This window comes from Streptomyces sp. NPDC001920 (assembly GCF_053594495.1).
Genome location: NZ_JBSFEP010000021.1, coordinates 129054 through 145638 on the forward strand (window position 1 = coordinate 129054; position 16585 = coordinate 145638).

A 16585-nucleotide genomic window follows, 5' to 3' on the forward strand; every position below is an offset into this window, starting at 1 on the left:
GCCGACGCCACCGTCACCCGCCCGCCCTGACCCGACCCGCTCACCCGAGCCACCGGCGCCTGTCCCGCCAAGGCGCCACGCAGCCATGCCCACCGGAGGAACGAGATGCTGCTGACGACCGCGCCGGACACCCTCGCCGAGCGCACCGGCGCGCAGATCCTGAACCTGCTCCTGCCGTACCACCGCACCACCGACCGGGCTCCCGCCCCGGCCGAGTCCTTCCCGCACCAACTGCGCCGGATCACCGCCTTCGTGCGCGAGGGCGCGCCCGTCGTCCTCACCCTGCCCGGCTTCCCCTGCAAGTCCCCCAATCCGGCCAAGACCCTGGGCCACCTCCCGGACATGGGCGAACGGCTCTCCCTCACCTTCCTCGACACCCTGTGCGCGAGGATCGAGCGGATCCACCCGCCCGGCGCCAGGGTCGTCATCTGTTCCGACGGCCATGTCTTCGGCGACCTGATCGGCGTCCCCGACGCGCACATAGACGCCTACGCCGACGAACTGCGCACCCTCATCGACCAGTCGGACCTGCGCCACCTCTGCGTCTTCGACCTGCGAGACGTCCTGGGCGACCTGCCCCCGGACGCCGGACGCGCCTACGTCCAGGACCGCTATGCCCCCACCCTGGACGCCCTGCGCGCCGAGGTCCGCGCCGACGGCCCGAGCCTCGCCCTCTACCGGGGCATCACCCGGTTCCTCGTCGAGGACACCGTCGCGTTCCCCGGCACCCGCTCCGCCCTGCAACGCGACTGCCGCAGACGGGCGTACGGCGTCATCCGGCGCAGCCGGGCCTGGGGCGAGCTGATCGCCGACCACCATCCGCGCGCCGTACGCCTGTCGATCCACCCCCAACCGGCCGGCGCCCCCAAGTTCGGCATCCGCCTCCTGGACGCCCCCGACGCCTGGACGACACCCTGGCACTCGGCCGCCCTGCGCGGCCCCGACGGCAGCTGGACGCTGATGCCGCGGGCCCGGGCGGAGCGGCTCGGCCGTCTCGTCCACCGCGACGGCCGGCCCAGCCACTTCGAGCGGCCGGACGCCGGCGGTCACGACTGCGCGGCCACCGTCCGCAGGTAGGCGCCGAGCCGGGCGACGGCCGACGGGTTGCGAGGGCTCTCGACCAGGTCGACGTAGTCGAGGACGAAGATCCGCCTGTGCTCGACGGCGGAGACGTTGCGCAGCGGCGGGTAGGAGAGCAGGAACTTCTTCTTCTGCTCGGCGCTCACATCGCCGTAGTCGCAGATCACGATGACCTCCGGGTTCCGCTCCACGACGCTCTCCCAGCCCGTCGTGGTCCAGGAGTCCGGCACGTCGTGCATGACGTTGACGCCGCCGGCCTCGCTGATGATCTGCTCGGGGGCGGCGTACCGGCCGGAGGTGAACGGCTGGTCCTGTCCGCTGTCGTAGAGGAAGACCTTCGGCCGGTCGGCGCCCGTGGGGGCCTTCGCCCGCACCTCGGCGATCCGCTTCTTGAAGTCGGCGACCAGCGCGGCGGCCCGCTTCTCGACGCCGAACAGCCTGCCGAGATTGGTGAGGTCGGCGTACAGGGCGTCCAGGGGCGGCATGATGCCGCGGGAGGAGTCCGTACGGCCGTTGCGGCAGGACTCGGTGAGGATGTACGAGGGGATGCCGAGCTTCTTCAGCGCCTGCGGGGTGAAGCCGCCGTCCTCACGGAAACCGTAGTTCCAGCCGGCGAAGACGAGGTCCGCGCGGGCGTCGAGAACGTTCTCCTTGGTGAGCTGGTCCTTCGACAGCCACTTCACCTTGTCGTAGCCGTCCTTCCACGGCACGCCGCTCAGATCGCCCTTGTCGTCGGGCATGGCGAACCCGGCCATGCGGTCCTCCAGACCGAGGGCGAACATCAGCTCGGTGATACCGACGTCGTTGGTGACCACCCGCTCGGGGACCTTGTCGAACGTGACCTGGCGGCCGCAGTTGGTGAGCGTGATCGCAGAGGACCGGGAGGACTTGGAGTCCGCCGGCTCCACGGTGGCTCCGCAGCCGGTCGCGGTGACGGTCGCGGCGAGGCAGAGGGCCGCTGCAATGAGCTTGCGCATCAGGATCCTTCAGACAGGAGGTCGAACAGGAGTTGGACGGTGCCGGTCCCGGGGTGGCGTACCGGATGGGCACGGACCCCGAACACGTCGGCGAGCAGGTCGGGTCGAAGGACGTCGTGCGGGGCGCCGGAGGCGACGATCCGGCCGCCCTGGACGACGTACAGGACGTCGCAGTGGGCGGCGGCGAGGTTGAGGTCGTGCAGGGCGGCCAGCACGGTCAGGCCGCTCCCGCGCACCAGGCGCAGCACGTCCAGCTGGTGGGCGATGTCGAGGTGGTTGGTGGGCTCGTCCAGGACGAGGACTTCCGGCTGCTGGGCGAGCGCGCGGGCGATGAGCACGCGCTGCTTCTCACCGCCGGACAGGGCGAGGAACCCGCGGCCGGCGAGGTGGGCGACACCGGTCCGGTCCATCGCCGCGGCGCAGATCTCCCGGTCGGAAGCGGCCGTACGGTCGCGGTGCGGCAGCCTTCCCATGGCCACCACCTCGGCCACCGTGAAGTCGAACTCCGCCGACGACTCCTGCGGCAGCGCCGCCAGCACCCGGGCCGCGGCCCGGGGCGGGAGGGTGTGCACGTCCTCCCCGTCGAGCCGCACCACGCCCCGGGCCGGACGGAGCGCCCGGTACACGCAGCGCAGCAGGGTGGACTTGCCGCTGCCGTTCGGGCCGACGAGCCCGACGAACGCCCCGCTGTCCACGGTCAGCCGGATGTCGTCGACCAGCCTCGCCCCGGCCGCGTCGACCGAGACGCCGTCGATGTCGAGCCGCATGTCACCGACCTCCGAACGCGTAACCGCCGCGCCGCATCAGCAGCAGGAACGCGGGCACCCCGACGACGGCCGTGATCACCCCGACGGGCAGTTCCGCGGGGGCGAGCAGGAGCCGGGAGAGCAGGTCGGCCCAGACCAGCAGCACGGCCCCGGCGAGCGGTGCCACGGCCAGCACCCGCCGGTGGTCGGCGCCGACCAGCATCCGTACGACGTGCGGCACCATCAGTCCGACGAACCCGATGGCCCCGCTGACCGCCACCACCGTCCCGGTGACCGCGGCGGTGACGAGGAACAACTCCCTGCGCAGCCGCGCCGGTTGCACCCCGAGCGCGGCGGCGGTCTCGTCGCCCATCGCGAGCGCGTTCAGCGTCTCGGCCCGTCGGCGCAGCCACGCCCACCCGGCCGCCACGGTCACCGCGGCGAGCGGCACCTGTGCCCAGGTCGCCCCGCCCAGGCTGCCCAGCAGCCACATCATCGCCGACCGGGCCGCCTCGCCCCGGGCCGCACCGAACACCATGACGGTGGTGACGGCCTCGAAGCCGTACGCCAGTGCCGTCCCGGTCAGGATCAGCCGCAGTGGGGTGAGCCCGTGCGGGGAGCGGGCCACGGCGTACACCAGTGCCGTCGCCGCGAGCGCCGAGACGAAGGCCGACAGGGACAGCGCCCAGACGCCCAGCCCCGCCAACGCCCCCAGCAGGATCACGGCGTTGGCGCCCACGGCGGCGCCCGAGGAGATGCCCAGCACGAACGGATCGGCGAGCGCGTTGCGCACCATCGCCTGCACGGCCACCCCGACGGCGGCGAGCCCGGCCCCGACGACGGCGCCGAGGACGACGCGCGGCAGCCGTATCTCCCAGACGATGGTGTACGCGGCGACGTCCCCCGCGTCGATGCTGCCGCCGGTCAGCCCCGCCGCGAGCAGCCGCAGGACGTCCGGCCATCGGATCCCGGCGGCCCCGAGCCCGACGCCGCACACGAGGGAGACGAGCAGGAGCAGCCCCAGCCCCAGGACGAGGGGGACGACGGACACCTGTGACGCACCGGAACTCGGTACCGGTCTGCGTGTCGCGGTTCGGTGCACGGGCGGGCGGTCCTTCGCCTGGGGCCCCCTGCGGACGTCGAGCAGGGAGGCCGCCCGCACGACCGTGCCGGTCGTGTGGTCCCCTCTCGCAGTCCACGGCGAGCAGTCAACGGGTCGTACCACCACGGGCGATCGGGCTCGCGCGACGGACCACCGGTCCTCACGCACACCGTTGCGGGTCAGCGCCGGACTCTCACCGGACTTCCCCCGCGGGAGGCCCGGGGAGCCTAACAGACGGGCCTTCGCGGGCCGTGGGCGAGGGCGGCACAGGCGCTCGCGCGGGGAGAGCGCGCAGGGAGAGGGCGCGGGGAGAGCGCGCAGGGAAAGGGCGTTGTCAGTGGGCCGTGTTATCCAGGTGGTCGTCCAGGAAGGCAGTTCCGGAGGTGCCCCGATGCTGATCGACACGACCGCCCCACTGGCCCGTGCCGCCGTCGAGGCGATCAGGACCGGCGACGTGGACGCGTTGCGGGACCTGCTCACCGCGCATCCGGCGCTGGCGACCGCGCGGCTGGGCACCATCGAGACCACGCGCACGCTGCTCCACGTCGTGACCGACTGGCCCGGGCATCTGCCGCACGGTCCACGGACGGTGGCCGCGCTGGTCGCCGCGGGCGCGGACGTGAACGCGCGGTTCACCGGCGCCCACCGCGAGACCCCGCTGCACTGGGCGGCCAGTTGCGACGACGTGCCCGTTCTGGACGCCCTGCTCGATCTGGGCGCGGACATCGAGGCCGACGGCGCCGTCATCGCCGACGGCACACCGCTGGCGGACGCGGTGGCCTTCGGGCAGTGGAACAGCGCGCGGCGGCTGGTCGAGCGCGGTGCCCGCACCACCCTGTGGCAGGCGGCGGCCCTCGGCGACGCCGACCGGGTCGCCGCCTGCTTCACGTCCGGGCAGCCCACCGAGCGGGACGTCACCGCCGCGCTGTGGTGCGCCTGCCACGGGGGGCAGCAGGAGACGGCCGACTACCTGCTGCGCCGGGGCGGCGACATCAACTGGATCGGATACGACCGGTTGACCGCGGTCGACGCCGCCCACCGCTCGGGCCACCCCGCGCTGGTCGCGTGGCTGCGCGCGCAGGGCGCGAAGTCGGCGGCGGAAGCCGGCCCGGGGCCGGACACGGGGGCTCGGGGCGCGCCCGAGGCCGACATGCGCCCGCCGACCCGGGGGTGAAGACTGGGACCCGGCGGGCCGGTGAGCCTTGCCGACATCCATACGAGGTGCGAACGGAAACCGCGCACCGCGCCCCCGCAGACCGCCCGGACGTCATGCGCCGTCTTCCGTCCGCGGTTCACCGTCTGCACACAGAGGGGCCGGTCATGGGCGGCATCAACGGAACGGTTGTCGAAGGGCTGCGCGAGGCGCTGAGGGGCCCGGTCATCACCCCGCAGGACCCGGGCTACGACGAGGCCCGCAGCGTCTACAACGCCATGATCGATCGACGCCCCGCGGCCATCGCCCGGTGCGTGGACGTGGCGGACGTGCGAACCGTGCTCTCCTGCGCCAGGGACAGCGGCGCGGAACTTGCGGTGCGCGGGGGCGGTCACAGCGGACCCGGGCTGTGCCTGGTGGACGACGGGCTCGTCCTCGACCTGTCGGCGATGCGCGGGGTGCGCGTGGACCCCGGCGCGATGACCGCACAGGTCGCGGGCGGCGCACAGCTCGGCGACCTGGATCACGCCGCGCACACCTTCGGGCTCGGCGTGCCGACCGGCATCATCTCGATGACGGGCGTGGGCGGCCTCACCCTCGGCGGCGGCCACGGCTACCTGACCCGTGCGTACGGCCTGACCATCGACAGCCTGCAGTCCGCCGACGTCGTCCTCGCCGACGGAACGTTCGTCACCGCCTCCGCGGACGAGCACCCCGACCTGTTCTGGGCGCTGCGGGGCGGCGGCGGGAACTTCGGCGTCGTCACGTCGTTCACCTTCCGGCTGCACCCGGTGGACACGGTCGGGGTCGCCGTCACGGTGTGGCCGATCGACCGCACACCGCAAGTGCTGCGCTGGTACCGGGAGTTCCTGCCCGCCGCGCCGCACGACCTCTACGGCTTCTTCACCGTGTTCACCATCCCGCCCGGACCGCCGTTCCCCGAGCCGATCCACGGACAGAAGATGTGCGGTGTCGTCTGGTGCCACACCGGCGACCTGGCGGCCGACCGCCTGGACCAGGCGCTGACCGCGGTGAACGATCCGGCACCGCCCGCCTTCCACTTCACCACGCCCCTGCCCTACCCGGGCCTGCAGGGCCTGTTCGACACCCTGATCCCCAAGGGCTACCAGTGGTACTGGCGCGGCGACTTCTTCGACACGATCTCCGACGCCGCGATCGAGGTGCACCACGAGTACGGCGAGAACCTCCCCACCGGGCTGTCGCTGATGCACCTGTACCCGGTGGACGGGGCGGCCCACCAGGTCGGCGCCGACGACACCGCCTGGTCGTACCGGGACGCCGTGTGGTCCGGGGTGATCGCCGGGGTCGACCCGGATCCCGCCAACGCCGAGCTGATCCGGCAGTGGTCCGTGGCGTACTGGAGCGACCTGCACCCGCACTCGATGGGCGGCTCCTACGTCAACTTCCTCGGCGAGGCGGAGAGCACGGAGCGCGTCCGGGCCACCTACGGCCGTCACTACGACCGGCTGGCCGCGGTCAAGCGCACCTACGACCCGTACAACTTCTTCCACGCCAACCAGAACATCCCGCCGGCGCCCGGCTGACGTCCGCCCCACCCGTCGGCAGGCGGCGCCGGGCGCCTGGGACAAGGCCGCGGGCGCCGTTGGCTACTGACGTTCATCGCCCTTCATGCGCGGCCTGAGTTCCCTGCCCGTACGGTACGCACCGGCTTCGCCGCCCGCGCGGTCCTCGGCCTTTGGGCCGGCGCCGGCCCCGCAGCGAGCGTCCGCACCGGAACCGGACACCCCGCAGCCGGTCCTGCCCGACGCCTCCGCCCGGCAGCGCTCCTTACTGTGGCGCTGTCTCACGGGCCTGATCCGCCGCTGACCTGGAGCGCCCCGTCGGCGCCGTGATCGACTGGAGGGCGGTACGGGGGCGGCGTACGGTCGAATGGTGGCGGGAACCAGCACCGACCCCCCGCCGACGGCACGATGGCATGAGCAATCCCGAGCCGACACCCGAAGCACGGGCCACCACCCCGCAGGAGACGGAGCGGAGTGCGGGCCGGGGCAGCGGTATGGCGCTGTTCGTCATCGCGTCCTGCCAGCTGATGGTGGTGCTCGACATCACGATCGTGAACATCGCCCTGCCCCAGATCCAGCGCTCGCTGGACTTCTCCACGGAGAGCCTGTCCTGGGTGGTCAACGCCTACACGCTCACCTTCGGCGGACTGCTGCTCCTCGGCGGCAGGATGGGCGACATCCTCGGCAGACGCCGTGTCTTCGTCTTCGGCGTCCTGCTCTTCGTCCTCGCCTCGTTCCTCGGCGGACTCTCCCAGAATTCCTGGCAGCTCCTGGCCGCCCGTGCCCTGCAGGGGGTCGGCGGCGCCATCGCGTCCCCGACCTCGCTCGCCCTGATCAGCACCACCTTCCGTGAGGGCCCCGAACGCAACCGGGCGTTCGGCGTCTTCGCCGCGGTCTCGGCTGGTGGCGGGGCGATCGGCCTGCTGGCGGGCGGCATGCTCGTGGAGTGGCTCAACTGGCGCTGGGTGCTGTTCGTCAACGTGCCCATCGGATTGCTGATCGTGCTCGCCACGCCCCGCTGGATCCGGGAGTCCGAGCGCCATCCCGGGCACTTCGACGTGGCCGGTGCGCTGACCTCGACCATCGGCATGGTGCTGCTCGTATACGGATTCATCCGGGCGGCGCAGGACGGTTGGCGGGACGCGCTCACGCTGGCCGCGTTCGGGGCGGCCGTCGTCTGCCTGCTGGCGTTCATCCTGGTCGAGCGGCGCTCGCGGCAGCCCATCACGCCCCTGCACATGTTCGCCGACCGCAACCGCGCGGGCACGTACGGCATGATGCTGAGCCTCGCCGCGGCGATCTTCGGGATGTTCTTCTTCCTCACCCTCTTCGTGCAGAACGTGCTGGACTTCAGCCCCCTGCAGGCCGGGCTGGCCTTCCTGCCGGTGAGCGCCGTCATCGCGATCGGCGCGGGACTGGCCTCCCAGCTCCTGCCGAGGTACGGCCCCAAACCCTTCATGGTGACGGGTGCGATCCTGGCCGCCGCGGGCCTGGCCTGGCTGACCCTGACCGATGTGCACTCCACGTACGCGGGCAGCGTCCTCGGCCCGATGCTCGTCTTCAGCCTCGGCATGGGCATGGAGTTCGTGTCCCTGACCCTGATGGCGCTGTCCAATGTGGCCGTCCACGAGACGGGCGCCGCCTCCGGCCTCCTCAACGCCACCCAGCAGGTCGGCGGCTCCCTCGGACTGTCCATCCTGGTCACGATGTTCGGTACGGCCAGCGACAACGAAGCCGAGAAACAGGTCCCCGCCTTCCTGCAGCAGGCGACCCCCCTGGAGCGGCTGCGCTTCGAACGCACGGGCCAACTCCCGCCGCCCTACGCCGACGAGATCCTCACCGCCGGGGTCTCCGCCGCCTTCGTCGTGGCCGCGATCTTCACGGCCATCGCGGCGGTGATCGCCCTCCTGGTCATCCAGGTCCGCCCCTCCGACCTCGAACGTCTCCAGGGCGGAGGCATGCCTGCACCCTGAGAAGCCAGGCCACCACCGAAGGTGAACGTGCCTCGAACGGACGCCGACAGATGTGCGGAAGAGGTGCAGAACGGGGTGCGTGGTGTGACGACCTTCACCCCGATGTGGCGGCAAGTGATGAATTCGTTACGCAAGGAGCCCGTAAGGGACGGTAACGCAATCGACTTGCGACCGTGGAGGTTCCCATGCGTCCGTTCACCCTCAACTACACGCTTCCCAGCGGACTTTCCCAAGCGGTGACGCCGTATCACTTCGACCCGGCCCGCCAGCTGAACGTGCTGCCGGACGGCCGCCCGGCGGTCAGTGACCCGGACCTCCTGCTCGCGGTCGGCACGACGACGTCCACCGCGGGCTCCGCGACCCACTTCGACGACTGACGAACGGCCGCGCATGACCGTACTGATCCTGACGTCCGAAGAGGACGTGACCGCCGACATGGTGGTGGCCGCCCTGCACGGGACGGGGACGGCCGTGATGCGGCTGGACCCCGCCGACCTGCCGGGCAAGGCCGTGCTGTCCGCCGACTACGCCCACGGGGACTTCGAGGGCCACCTGTCGGTCAACGGCCATGTGCTCAGCATGGGAGGGCTGCGCTCCATCTGGGTGCGCAGACCCGGCGAACCCGCCGCGCACGCCGCGCACACTTCACCGTGGCTGACCGCCGAGACCCGGCAGGCGCTCTACGGGATGCTCCACTCCGCCGCCGCACGGTGGATGAACCACCCGCGCAACGCCGACCAGGCCCGCCTGAAGCCGTGGCAGTTGCGGGTCGCCCACCTCAGCGGCTTCGCCGTACCGCCGACGGTCTTCACCACGGCGCCCCGGCTGGCGCGGGAGTTCGCCGAGGAGTACCGGCAGGTGGTGGTGAAGTCCGCCTCGGGACCGCCACCGGGTGACGGGCTGACCCTGCCCACCACCCTCGTCGGGCCCGACGCGGACTTCACCGCCGTCGCGGCCGGTCCGGCGCTGCTCCAGCGGTATGTGCCCAAGCGGGCCGACATCCGCCTGACCTGCGTGGGCACCCGGCTGTTCACCGCGCGCAAGACCGCCGAACCCGGCCAGGTCGACGGACGCTACGGCGACACGGGGCACGGCTGGGAGCCGGTCCAGGCCCCGGAACGCATCGCCAAGTCGGTGCACGAGTACGTCAACCTCGCCGGACTGGCGTACGCGGCCTTCGACTTCGCCGAGGACGAGGACGGCATCTGGTGGTTCCTGGAGTGCAACCAGGGCGGCCAGTTCGGCTTCGTCGAGCTGGAGACGGGGCTGCCGATCGCGGAGGCGGTCGCCCTGTGGCTCGCCCAGCGCAGGCCCGACCGGCGCGCCGGCGACAGCCGCCGCTGAGCGGTGTCACACCGGCGGTGCCGCCTGCACTACGTCCTGCACTACGTTGAGCAGCACTGGACCGACACGTGTTCGACGAGCCTCACGAGGGCACGACGTGCCGGGAGCAGCGCACCCGGGAGGGACTGCTACAGCCTGATCCTCGGCGGCGACGAGACCGCCCGGCTGTCCATGGTGGGCGCCGCCCTCGCCCTCCTCGAACACCCCGACCAGTGGCGGGCCCTCAAGCGGGGCGACGCCGGCATCGGCACCGCCGTCGAGGAGATCCTGCGCTGGACCACCCCCGCCCTGCACGCCGGGCGCACCGCGACGACCGACACCGAGATCGGGGGCCGGCCGATCGCGGCGGGGGACATCATCACCGTATGGAACGCCTCCGCCAACCACGACGAGGAACTCTTCGACGCCCCCGGCGAACTGCGCCTGGACCGCACCCCGAACAAGCACGTCACCTTCGCCTACGGCCCCCACTTCTGCCTCGGCGCCCACCTGGCCCGGGCGGAGATCGGGGCCGTGCTGGCGGGCCTGCGCGACCTCGTGGCGGAGATGGAGCAGACCGGCCCCGCGAAGCCGGTCTACTCCAACTTCCTCAGCGGCCTGGGGACGCTGCCGCTCGCGCTCAAGGCCGCCTGAGCACCTCTACGCGGCCGGCTCCTCGCGGATGCGGGGCGATGCCATCGAGGGCAGCCCGCGCCCACCCCGCCCTGACAGGGCGGGGTGGCGGCGGACGAGCGGCGGATCAGGCGGGTCGAACCACGCTGTGGATCGCGGACTCCCCGGCGTAGTGCATCGACTCCTCGCGTATGACCGCGCCCGGTCCGGGGGCGTGGATCATCATGCCGCTCCCGGAACAGATGCCGACGTGGCCGGCATGGAAGAGGACCAGGTCGCCGGGTTCGGCGGAGAGGACGGCGATGCCGCGACCGGCGGTGGCCTGCTCCTGCGGGGTGCGGGGGAGCGTGATCCCGGCGGCCTTCCATGCGGCCTGGGTGAGCCCGGCGGCGTCGAACGCCTCCGGACCGGTCGTGCCCCAGACGCAGGGCTTGCCGAGCTGGGCCCGCGCGAAGTCGAGGGCGCGGGTGGCTCGACTGTCCTGCTGCGCGCTTGAGGGGGCTGGGGCGGGGGCGCCCGCGGTCAGGCCCTGGCTCGTGGTGGAGGTCTGGCTCGTGGTGACCGGGGGAACGGACGCGGGAGTGGCGACCGGGGTTTCGGCGGGCCGACTCGCCGTGCTGGACCAGGTCGACGTGGCGGCGGCGGTGGGAGCGAGGTCCTCGACCGAGCGCAGGTCCTGCAGCACCTGCCACTGGGTGCCGGTCGAGGACTCGCTCGGGGTCGGGGTGGTGCTCCGGGTGTCGAGGGCGGCCGATGTCTGTGTGGTGCTCCAGCTCTCGACGGCCGGCGCCTGGGGCGTGGCCCACGTGTCCGCGGGGGTGACCGGGGTGGTGGTCCAGGTGTCGGTGGCCGGGGTCTGGGCGGTGGTCCAGGTGTCGGTGGCCGCGGTCTGGGTGGTGGTCCAGGTGTCGGCGGGTGTGGCCGGGGCCTCGGTGGTGGCCCATGTGCCCGTGGCCGGGGTCTCGGTGGTGGCCCATGTGCCCGTGGCCGGTGCCTCGGTGGTGGTCCACATGTCCGTGGGCGCAGTCGTGGTGGTCCACGTGCCGGCGGCCGGGGTCTGCGTGCTGCTCCACGTGCCGACGGCCGGTGTCTGCCTGCTGCTCCCCATGTCCGCGGCCGGTGTCTGCGTGGTGCTCCACGTGTCCGCGGGCAGGGCCGCCGCGGAGTCCCAGGTCTGTGAGACCGGAGGTGTCGTCGGTGCCGGCTCGATCGCGGTCGGCGGGTCGGTCCGCTGTGCGGTGTGGGCGGACAGCAGGGCCCGGGCCTGTTCGATCTTGCGCTGGTTCCGCTCCTTGGACGCCTTCAGCGCGGACCGCTGTCGCGACTCGTCCGTGGCCCCGGCCGTCACCTCCACCGCCCGCTCGGCGGACGGCGTGGTCGGCGCAGGCAGGGCGAGGGCGGACTGTGCGGTCCGGGAGTTCTGGAAGGCCGGGAGAGCCCCGGTGGTCTCCGGCGAGGTCTCCGCAGCGGCCGGCAGGGCGGCGAGGGGGCCCGCCGTCAGCTCCGCCACGGGTGACGTCCCGGTGGCGGCGGACGTCGGTTCGGCGACCGGCGCGGCGGGCAACTCCAGGGGCGGCCGGTCCGACGTGGACCGTCCGAGCTCGGCGAGGTTCCCCGGCGCTCGCTCGGCGGTGCGCGCGGACCGTGTGCCGGAAGGGCGCTCCGGCACACGGTCCCTCGGCAGGATCGCCGGAACCGTCGGACCCAGCTTCGAGCGGGCCGCGTCGAACCACTGCCGGGCGACGCTGTCGAGCGCGGGGTCACCCCGTCCGGCCTCGTCCTTCCGGGGCGGCGCGGCCGGTCTGCGTCCGGCGTCGGCCGGACGGTCGGCGCGCCCCCGCGCCCCCGCCGCCGCGCGGGTGGCGTTGAAGGTGCCGGTGTCGGACTCGGCCTGGTCGTAGAGGGAGCTGACCTTTCGGCTGACCTCCTCGCGGCTCGGCGCTTCATCCCCGAGGGAGGGGGCGGCATTGGCCGTCTGCGCGAGGAGGGCCACAGAGGTGAGGGCCGCCGATGCGAGTGCGGAATTGCGCATGCCGGGCAGGCTCAGAGCCCCCGGACCCGCCGTGCGTTCCGGCGCCATGGGCGACGTACTCCTTCCGTGCTCCGCCTACCGGGTCAGCGATGGGGGTACCCCGAGGCCGTTCAGGCTCCGGGGGAGGGATCGGGCGGTCGTCTCCGGAAGGTGTGCCCTACGGCCCTTGCCCCGAAGGGCGGTTGGGTCGATTCACCCCAAGTTCGGTGGGTCCCCGGCTCCGCTGGCCCGCGTGGGCGCACCGGACTCGGCGGAGGGCGCACGTCCCGGCGGGGTTCGCCGGAGATCGTCGTGCGGCCTGAGCCGTAACCTAACGAACTTGTGTGCCCTACGTGAAGATTGACGTGTGAAATGTCCGATACGTTTTTGTGACCTTCGACGCCCGGGCGTGGGGGGCCTCTGATTCACTTCGCGCTGCGATGCTTCCGCCACACCTCGTAGTGATCCAGGACCGTCCGCTCGACGGGGCGGTAGGTGATGCCGAGTTCGCTGACGCTGCGGCTGTTGTCCACCCGGAACCGGATGCCGAGGTGCTTGCGGATGTAGTCCTGGGTCAGACCGAAGGCGGGGCCCAGGATCCTTACCGGCCAGTGCGGGAGCTCGGTGCGCGGAAGGCGGAGGTCGCGCGGGTACCGGCTCCGGATGATGCGCGCCATGTCGTGCAAGGACGTCATGGTCCGTTCCGCGACGATGTAACGCCCCTCCGCCTCCGGCTTCTCCGCCGCCGCGATGTGCGCGTCGGCCACGTCGCGCACGTCCGCCGTGGTGAAGCTGAAGTCAGGGGCGCCGTAGCAGAAGTAGCCCTTGAACAGCTCGTCCAGCAGGAAGAGGCTGCCGGATCGGGAGGCGGGGGTCAGCGAAGGGCCGAGGATCAGGCCGGGGTTGACGGACACCATGCGCCAGCGCTGCTGAGCGGCCTCCGCCTCCCATGCCGCGCGTTCCGCGAGCGTCTTCGCATAGTGGTACGGATTGTTCTCCACCGTGCTGGTGGTGTTGAAGTACCGCTCCGACAGCACGTGGTCGGTCATGTCGAGGACGTCGGTGTAGTCGCCGAAGATCGCGCCGACCGTGGAGGTCAGGACCAGCCTCTGGACCGACGGTGTCCGCTCGATGCCCGCCAGCACATTGCGGGTGCCGAGCAGGGCCGGTTCGACCAGGTCCCGCCGGCCGTCCTTGATCCGCTCCGGCATGAGGAACGGTGACGCCACATGGAACACCACCCGGCAGCCGCTCATCGCCGCGTCGAAGGAGCCCTCGGTCAGCAAGTCCGCCTCGAACAAGGACAGTCGGCCGGGGAACTCCTCGTCCAACTCCCACAGCGGGCGCACCTTGGCGGCGTCGGCGGTGCTGCGCACCGTGGTGCGGACCTCGTAGCCCCGCTCCAGGAGCCGCCTGACCAGATGGCTGCCGACGAAACCGCTGCCGCCGGTCACCAGCACGGCCGTCGACCTCTCTGTGCCCACGCTCGCTCCTTGTCCCGTGCGGAAGTCGGGCGATCACGCTAGTCGCGTACCGGGCGCATCGCCACGCCACCTTCAAGCCACCTGCCGAGGGTCGAGGAACTGGACCCGCCGGGGCGCAGGGTGCGCCTGCCGGCCGAACCCGCCCCCGCCGTCGGACGCCTGCCCCACCTGAACCTCGTCCAGCGCCGCCGGGCCCCCACGAGGGACCGCGGCGCCAAGGCCGTACGACCGCGCTGATGGGGGCGCGGTCCCGGTCGCGGAGGGGAGTGGCTGCCGCAGCGGCCGGGCAGGACGGGCCCGCGCGGCTTCACCATGGACGGGATGCGCAGGCGCATGGGTACCCCCCAGGGGTGTCGTCGGCGGGTCTCGTCGGCTCGAAAGGTCTTGCCTACGTCGGGGGAAACAGGCCACACTGATACCGAACGAATGGTCGGTTGGGGAAGCTGGTACCGATGACGACATCACACGCCGCCGAGGCGCCCCCCGAGGGGCGACTCCAGGAGCACTTCGACGCGACGATCTCGCGCGACCAGCGCATCGAGCCGCGTGACTGGATGCCGGAGGGCTACCGCAAGACGCTGATCAGGCAGATCGCCCAGCACGCCCACTCGGAGATCATCGGCATGCAGCCCGAGGGCGAGTGGATCACCAAGGCCCCGTCGCTGCGCCGCAAGGCGATCCTGTTCGCCAAGGTCCAGGACGAGGCCGGCCACGGGCTCTACCTGTACTCGGCGGCGGAGACCCTGGGCACCGACCGCGCGGAGCTGACCGACCGGCTGATCGAGGGCCGCCAGAAGTACTCGTCGATCTTCAACTACCCGACGCTGAGCTTCGCCGACGTCGGTGTGATCGGCTGGTTCGTGGACGGCGCGGCGATCTGCAACCAGGTGCCGCTGTGCCGCTCCTCGTACGGTCCGTACGCGCGCGCGATGGTGCGGATCTGCAAGGAGGAGTCCTTCCACCAGCGGCAGGGCTATGAGCTGCTGATGACGATGATGCGCGGCACCGAGGCCCAGCGGGAGATGGTGCAGGACGCGGTGAACCGCTGGTGGTGGCCGTCCCTGATGATGTTCGGCCCGCCCGACGACGCCTCGCCCAACTCGGCGCAGTCGATGGCCTGGAAGATCAAGCGGCACAGCAACGACGAACTGCGCCAGCGCTTCGTCGACATGACCGTCCCGCAGGCCGAGAAGCTCGGCGTCACCCTGCCCGACCCGGAGCTGCGCTGGAACGCCGAACGCGGCCACCACGACTTCGGCACCCCCGACTGGGACGAGCTGATGCGGGTCATCAAGGGCGACGGCCCGTGCAACGCCCAGCGGATGCAGCGGCGCAGAAGCGCCCACGAAGAGGGCGCCTGGGTCCGGGAGGCGGCCACCGCCCACGCCGCCAAGCAGGCCGCCCGTGCGAAGAAGGGAGCGGTGGCATGACCGCCGGGAAGCAGGACTGGCCGCTGTACGAGGTGTTCGTACGGGGCAAGCGCGGCCTCAACCACGTCCACGTGGGCTCGCTGCACGCCGCCGACGACCGGATGGCGCTCACCCACGCCCGCGACCTGTACACCCGGCGCAACGAGGGCGTCTCCATCTGGGTGGTGAGGTCCGAGCACATCACGGCCTCCACCCGCGACGAGAAGGACCCCTTCTTCGCGCCCAGCGCCGACAAGGTCTACCGCCATCCGACCTTCTACGACATCCCCGACGACGTCCCGCACATCTGAAGGAGAGGGCATGAGTGACGACCACGTCTACCTGACCCTCGCCGAGGGACACGAGGACGACACCCGCTGGGCGTACGGCACCGGCTTCGAGGACCCGCTGCACGGCGTCGACACCACCGTGCCCGAGGGCGTCGACACCGGTGAACTGGCCGACCTGTGCGTGGCGTTGGCCGACGACGCCCTGGTCTCGGCCCAGCGCCTGGCCGAGTGGATCACCCGCGCCCCCGAGCTGGAGGAGGAGGTGGCGCTGGCCAACATCGGCCTCGACCTGCTCGGCCAGGCCCGCCTGCTGTACTCCCGCGCCGGCCAGGTCGACGGCACCGGCCGCGACGAGGACGCCTACGCCTACTTCCGCGACGCCGACGAGTTCCGCAACGTCCGCCTCGCCGAACTCCCGGACGGCGACTTCGCGTTCTGCGTCGTCCGGCTGCTCGTCCTGTCCAGCTGGCGCCTCGCACACTTCGAGCGGCTGGCGTCGCACCCCGACCCCGTGCTGGCGGCGATCGCCGCGAAGGGCGTCAAGGAGCTGAGCTACCACCGGCAGTACGCCGCCGAGTGGACGGTGCGCCTGGGCGACGGCACGGACGAGTCGCACCGCCGCACGCGCAGGGCGCTGGAGCAGGTCGCCCCGTACGTGGGCGAGTTGTTCACCGCCCACGACGAACGGGACGGCGTCGTCGCGGTGCTCAAGCAGGTCACCGAGGCGGCCGGACTGCCCATGCCCGTCTACCGGCCGCTGCCCGGCTCCGGCCGCACCGGCGAGCACACCGCGCATCTCCCGCCCCTGCTGGCCGAGTTGCAGGGCGTGGCCCGTGCCCACCCGGAGGCCAGGTGGTGAC

The 16585-nt window shown here is 72.1% G+C and carries 15 protein-coding genes; 10 read left to right on the forward strand and 5 right to left on the reverse strand.

Annotated features, from left to right (window positions below; genetic code table 11):
- Window positions 1-105 precede the first annotated feature (105 nt).
- Complete coding sequence (locus ACWCPI_RS31050) at window positions 106-1077, forward strand: L-tyrosine/L-tryptophan isonitrile synthase family protein (RefSeq protein WP_451041269.1); 972 nt, start codon at window positions 106-108, stop codon at window positions 1075-1077.
- Here ACWCPI_RS31050 and ACWCPI_RS31055 read toward each other — a convergent pair.
- Genes ACWCPI_RS31055 through ACWCPI_RS31065 form a run of 3 tightly spaced genes read right to left on the reverse strand, consistent with a single transcriptional unit; the run spans window position 1047 to window position 3854 of the window.
- Window positions 1047-2057 carry an ABC transporter substrate-binding protein gene (locus ACWCPI_RS31055; RefSeq protein WP_451041270.1) on the reverse strand — a complete coding sequence of 337 codons (1011 nt, stop codon included), beginning with the start codon at window positions 2055-2057 and terminating at the stop codon, window positions 1047-1049. The two genes, ACWCPI_RS31050 and ACWCPI_RS31055, sit on opposite strands and share 31 nt — an antisense overlap.
- Window positions 2057-2824: an ABC transporter ATP-binding protein gene (locus ACWCPI_RS31060; RefSeq protein ID WP_451041271.1), complete on the reverse strand. Its 768-nt coding sequence runs from the start codon at window positions 2822-2824 to the stop codon at window positions 2057-2059. The genes ACWCPI_RS31055 and ACWCPI_RS31060 overlap by 1 nt, the downstream gene beginning before the upstream one ends.
- A gap of 1 nt (window position 2825) precedes the next feature.
- Complete coding sequence (locus tag ACWCPI_RS31065) at window positions 2826-3854, reverse strand: FecCD family ABC transporter permease (RefSeq protein ID WP_451041272.1); 1029 nt, start codon at window positions 3852-3854, stop codon at window positions 2826-2828.
- 442 nt (window positions 3855-4296) lie between these two features.
- Between ACWCPI_RS31065 and ACWCPI_RS31070 the strand changes: the two genes are divergently transcribed.
- The 6 genes from ACWCPI_RS31070 to ACWCPI_RS31095 all read left to right on the forward strand — a co-directional run bounded on the left by ACWCPI_RS31070 (window position 4297) and on the right by ACWCPI_RS31095 (window position 10552).
- The gene (locus ACWCPI_RS31070) at window positions 4297-5079 is read left to right on the forward strand and encodes an ankyrin repeat domain-containing protein (protein ID WP_451041273.1); all 783 of its coding nucleotides are present in this window, start codon (window positions 4297-4299) and stop codon (window positions 5077-5079) included.
- Between the two features lie 146 nt (window positions 5080-5225).
- Complete coding sequence (locus ACWCPI_RS31075) at window positions 5226-6623, forward strand: FAD-binding oxidoreductase (protein WP_451041274.1); 1398 nt, start codon at window positions 5226-5228, stop codon at window positions 6621-6623.
- Between the two features lie 473 nt (window positions 6624-7096).
- Window positions 7097-8575 (forward strand): MFS transporter, encoded by a 1479-nt coding sequence (locus ACWCPI_RS31080; protein WP_451041302.1) that lies wholly within the window; start codon window positions 7097-7099, stop codon window positions 8573-8575.
- Window positions 8576-8760: 185 nt separating this feature from the next.
- Window positions 8761-8952 carry a putative ATP-grasp-modified RiPP gene (gene tgmA, locus ACWCPI_RS31085; RefSeq protein ID WP_451041275.1) on the forward strand — a complete coding sequence of 64 codons (192 nt, stop codon included), beginning with the start codon at window positions 8761-8763 and terminating at the stop codon, window positions 8950-8952.
- Between the two features lie 13 nt (window positions 8953-8965).
- On the forward strand, window positions 8966-9919 hold the full coding sequence (tgmB, locus tag ACWCPI_RS31090) for an ATP-grasp ribosomal peptide maturase (RefSeq protein ID WP_451041276.1): 954 nt from the start codon (window positions 8966-8968) through the stop codon (window positions 9917-9919).
- Window positions 9920-9922: 3 nt separating this feature from the next.
- Window positions 9923-10552 (forward strand): cytochrome P450, encoded by a 630-nt coding sequence (locus ACWCPI_RS31095; RefSeq protein WP_451041277.1) that lies wholly within the window; start codon window positions 9923-9925, stop codon window positions 10550-10552.
- A gap of 106 nt (window positions 10553-10658) precedes the next feature.
- Here ACWCPI_RS31095 and ACWCPI_RS31100 read toward each other — a convergent pair whose 3' ends face one another.
- Both ACWCPI_RS31100 and ACWCPI_RS31105 read right to left on the reverse strand, forming a co-directional pair.
- Window positions 10659-12563 (reverse strand): NlpC/P60 family protein, encoded by a 1905-nt coding sequence (locus ACWCPI_RS31100; protein ID WP_451041278.1) that lies wholly within the window; start codon window positions 12561-12563, stop codon window positions 10659-10661.
- A gap of 404 nt (window positions 12564-12967) precedes the next feature.
- Window positions 12968-14026, reverse strand: a complete 1059-nt coding sequence (locus ACWCPI_RS31105) for an NAD-dependent epimerase/dehydratase family protein (protein WP_451041279.1) — start codon at window positions 14024-14026, stop codon at window positions 12968-12970.
- Window positions 14027-14478: 452 nt separating this feature from the next.
- On the opposite strand from ACWCPI_RS31105, the gene paaA reads away from it, so the two are divergent.
- Genes paaA through paaC form a run of 3 tightly spaced genes read left to right on the forward strand, consistent with a single transcriptional unit; the run spans window position 14479 to window position 16584 of the window.
- Window positions 14479-15456: a 1,2-phenylacetyl-CoA epoxidase subunit PaaA gene (gene paaA, locus ACWCPI_RS31110; RefSeq protein WP_451041280.1), complete on the forward strand. Its 978-nt coding sequence runs from the start codon at window positions 14479-14481 to the stop codon at window positions 15454-15456.
- Window positions 15453-15746, forward strand: coding sequence for a 1,2-phenylacetyl-CoA epoxidase subunit PaaB (gene paaB, locus ACWCPI_RS31115; protein WP_019760239.1), 294 nt, complete (start codon window positions 15453-15455; stop codon window positions 15744-15746). The genes paaA and paaB overlap by 4 nt, the downstream gene beginning before the upstream one ends.
- A 10-nt stretch (window positions 15747-15756) precedes the next feature.
- Window positions 15757-16584, forward strand: a complete 828-nt coding sequence (gene paaC / locus ACWCPI_RS31120) for a 1,2-phenylacetyl-CoA epoxidase subunit PaaC (RefSeq protein WP_451041281.1) — start codon at window positions 15757-15759, stop codon at window positions 16582-16584.
- Window position 16585: the final 1 nt, after the last annotated feature.

Coding starts and splice junctions, on each gene's coding strand:
- tgmA (WP_451041275.1), top strand. CDS start 8,761: ATGCGTCCGTTCACCCTCAACTACACGCTTCCCAGCGGACTTTCCCAA.
- paaC (WP_451041281.1), top strand. CDS start 15,757: ATGAGTGACGACCACGTCTACCTGACCCTCGCCGAGGGACACGAGGAC.
- ACWCPI_RS31080 (WP_451041302.1), top strand. CDS start 7,097: ATGGCGCTGTTCGTCATCGCGTCCTGCCAGCTGATGGTGGTGCTCGAC.
- ACWCPI_RS31055 (WP_451041270.1), bottom strand. CDS start 2,057: ATGCGCAAGCTCATTGCAGCGGCCCTCTGCCTCGCCGCGACCGTCACC.
- ACWCPI_RS31075 (WP_451041274.1), top strand. CDS start 5,226: ATGGGCGGCATCAACGGAACGGTTGTCGAAGGGCTGCGCGAGGCGCTG.
- paaA (WP_451041280.1), top strand. CDS start 14,479: ATGACGACATCACACGCCGCCGAGGCGCCCCCCGAGGGGCGACTCCAG.
- tgmB (WP_451041276.1), top strand. CDS start 8,966: ATGACCGTACTGATCCTGACGTCCGAAGAGGACGTGACCGCCGACATG.
- ACWCPI_RS31100 (WP_451041278.1), bottom strand. CDS start 12,563: ATGCGCAATTCCGCACTCGCATCGGCGGCCCTCACCTCTGTGGCCCTC.
- ACWCPI_RS31050 (WP_451041269.1), top strand. CDS start 106: ATGCTGCTGACGACCGCGCCGGACACCCTCGCCGAGCGCACCGGCGCG.
- ACWCPI_RS31070 (WP_451041273.1), top strand. CDS start 4,297: ATGCTGATCGACACGACCGCCCCACTGGCCCGTGCCGCCGTCGAGGCG.
- ACWCPI_RS31060 (WP_451041271.1), bottom strand. CDS start 2,824: ATGCGGCTCGACATCGACGGCGTCTCGGTCGACGCGGCCGGGGCGAGG.
- paaB (WP_019760239.1), top strand. CDS start 15,453: ATGACCGCCGGGAAGCAGGACTGGCCGCTGTACGAGGTGTTCGTACGG.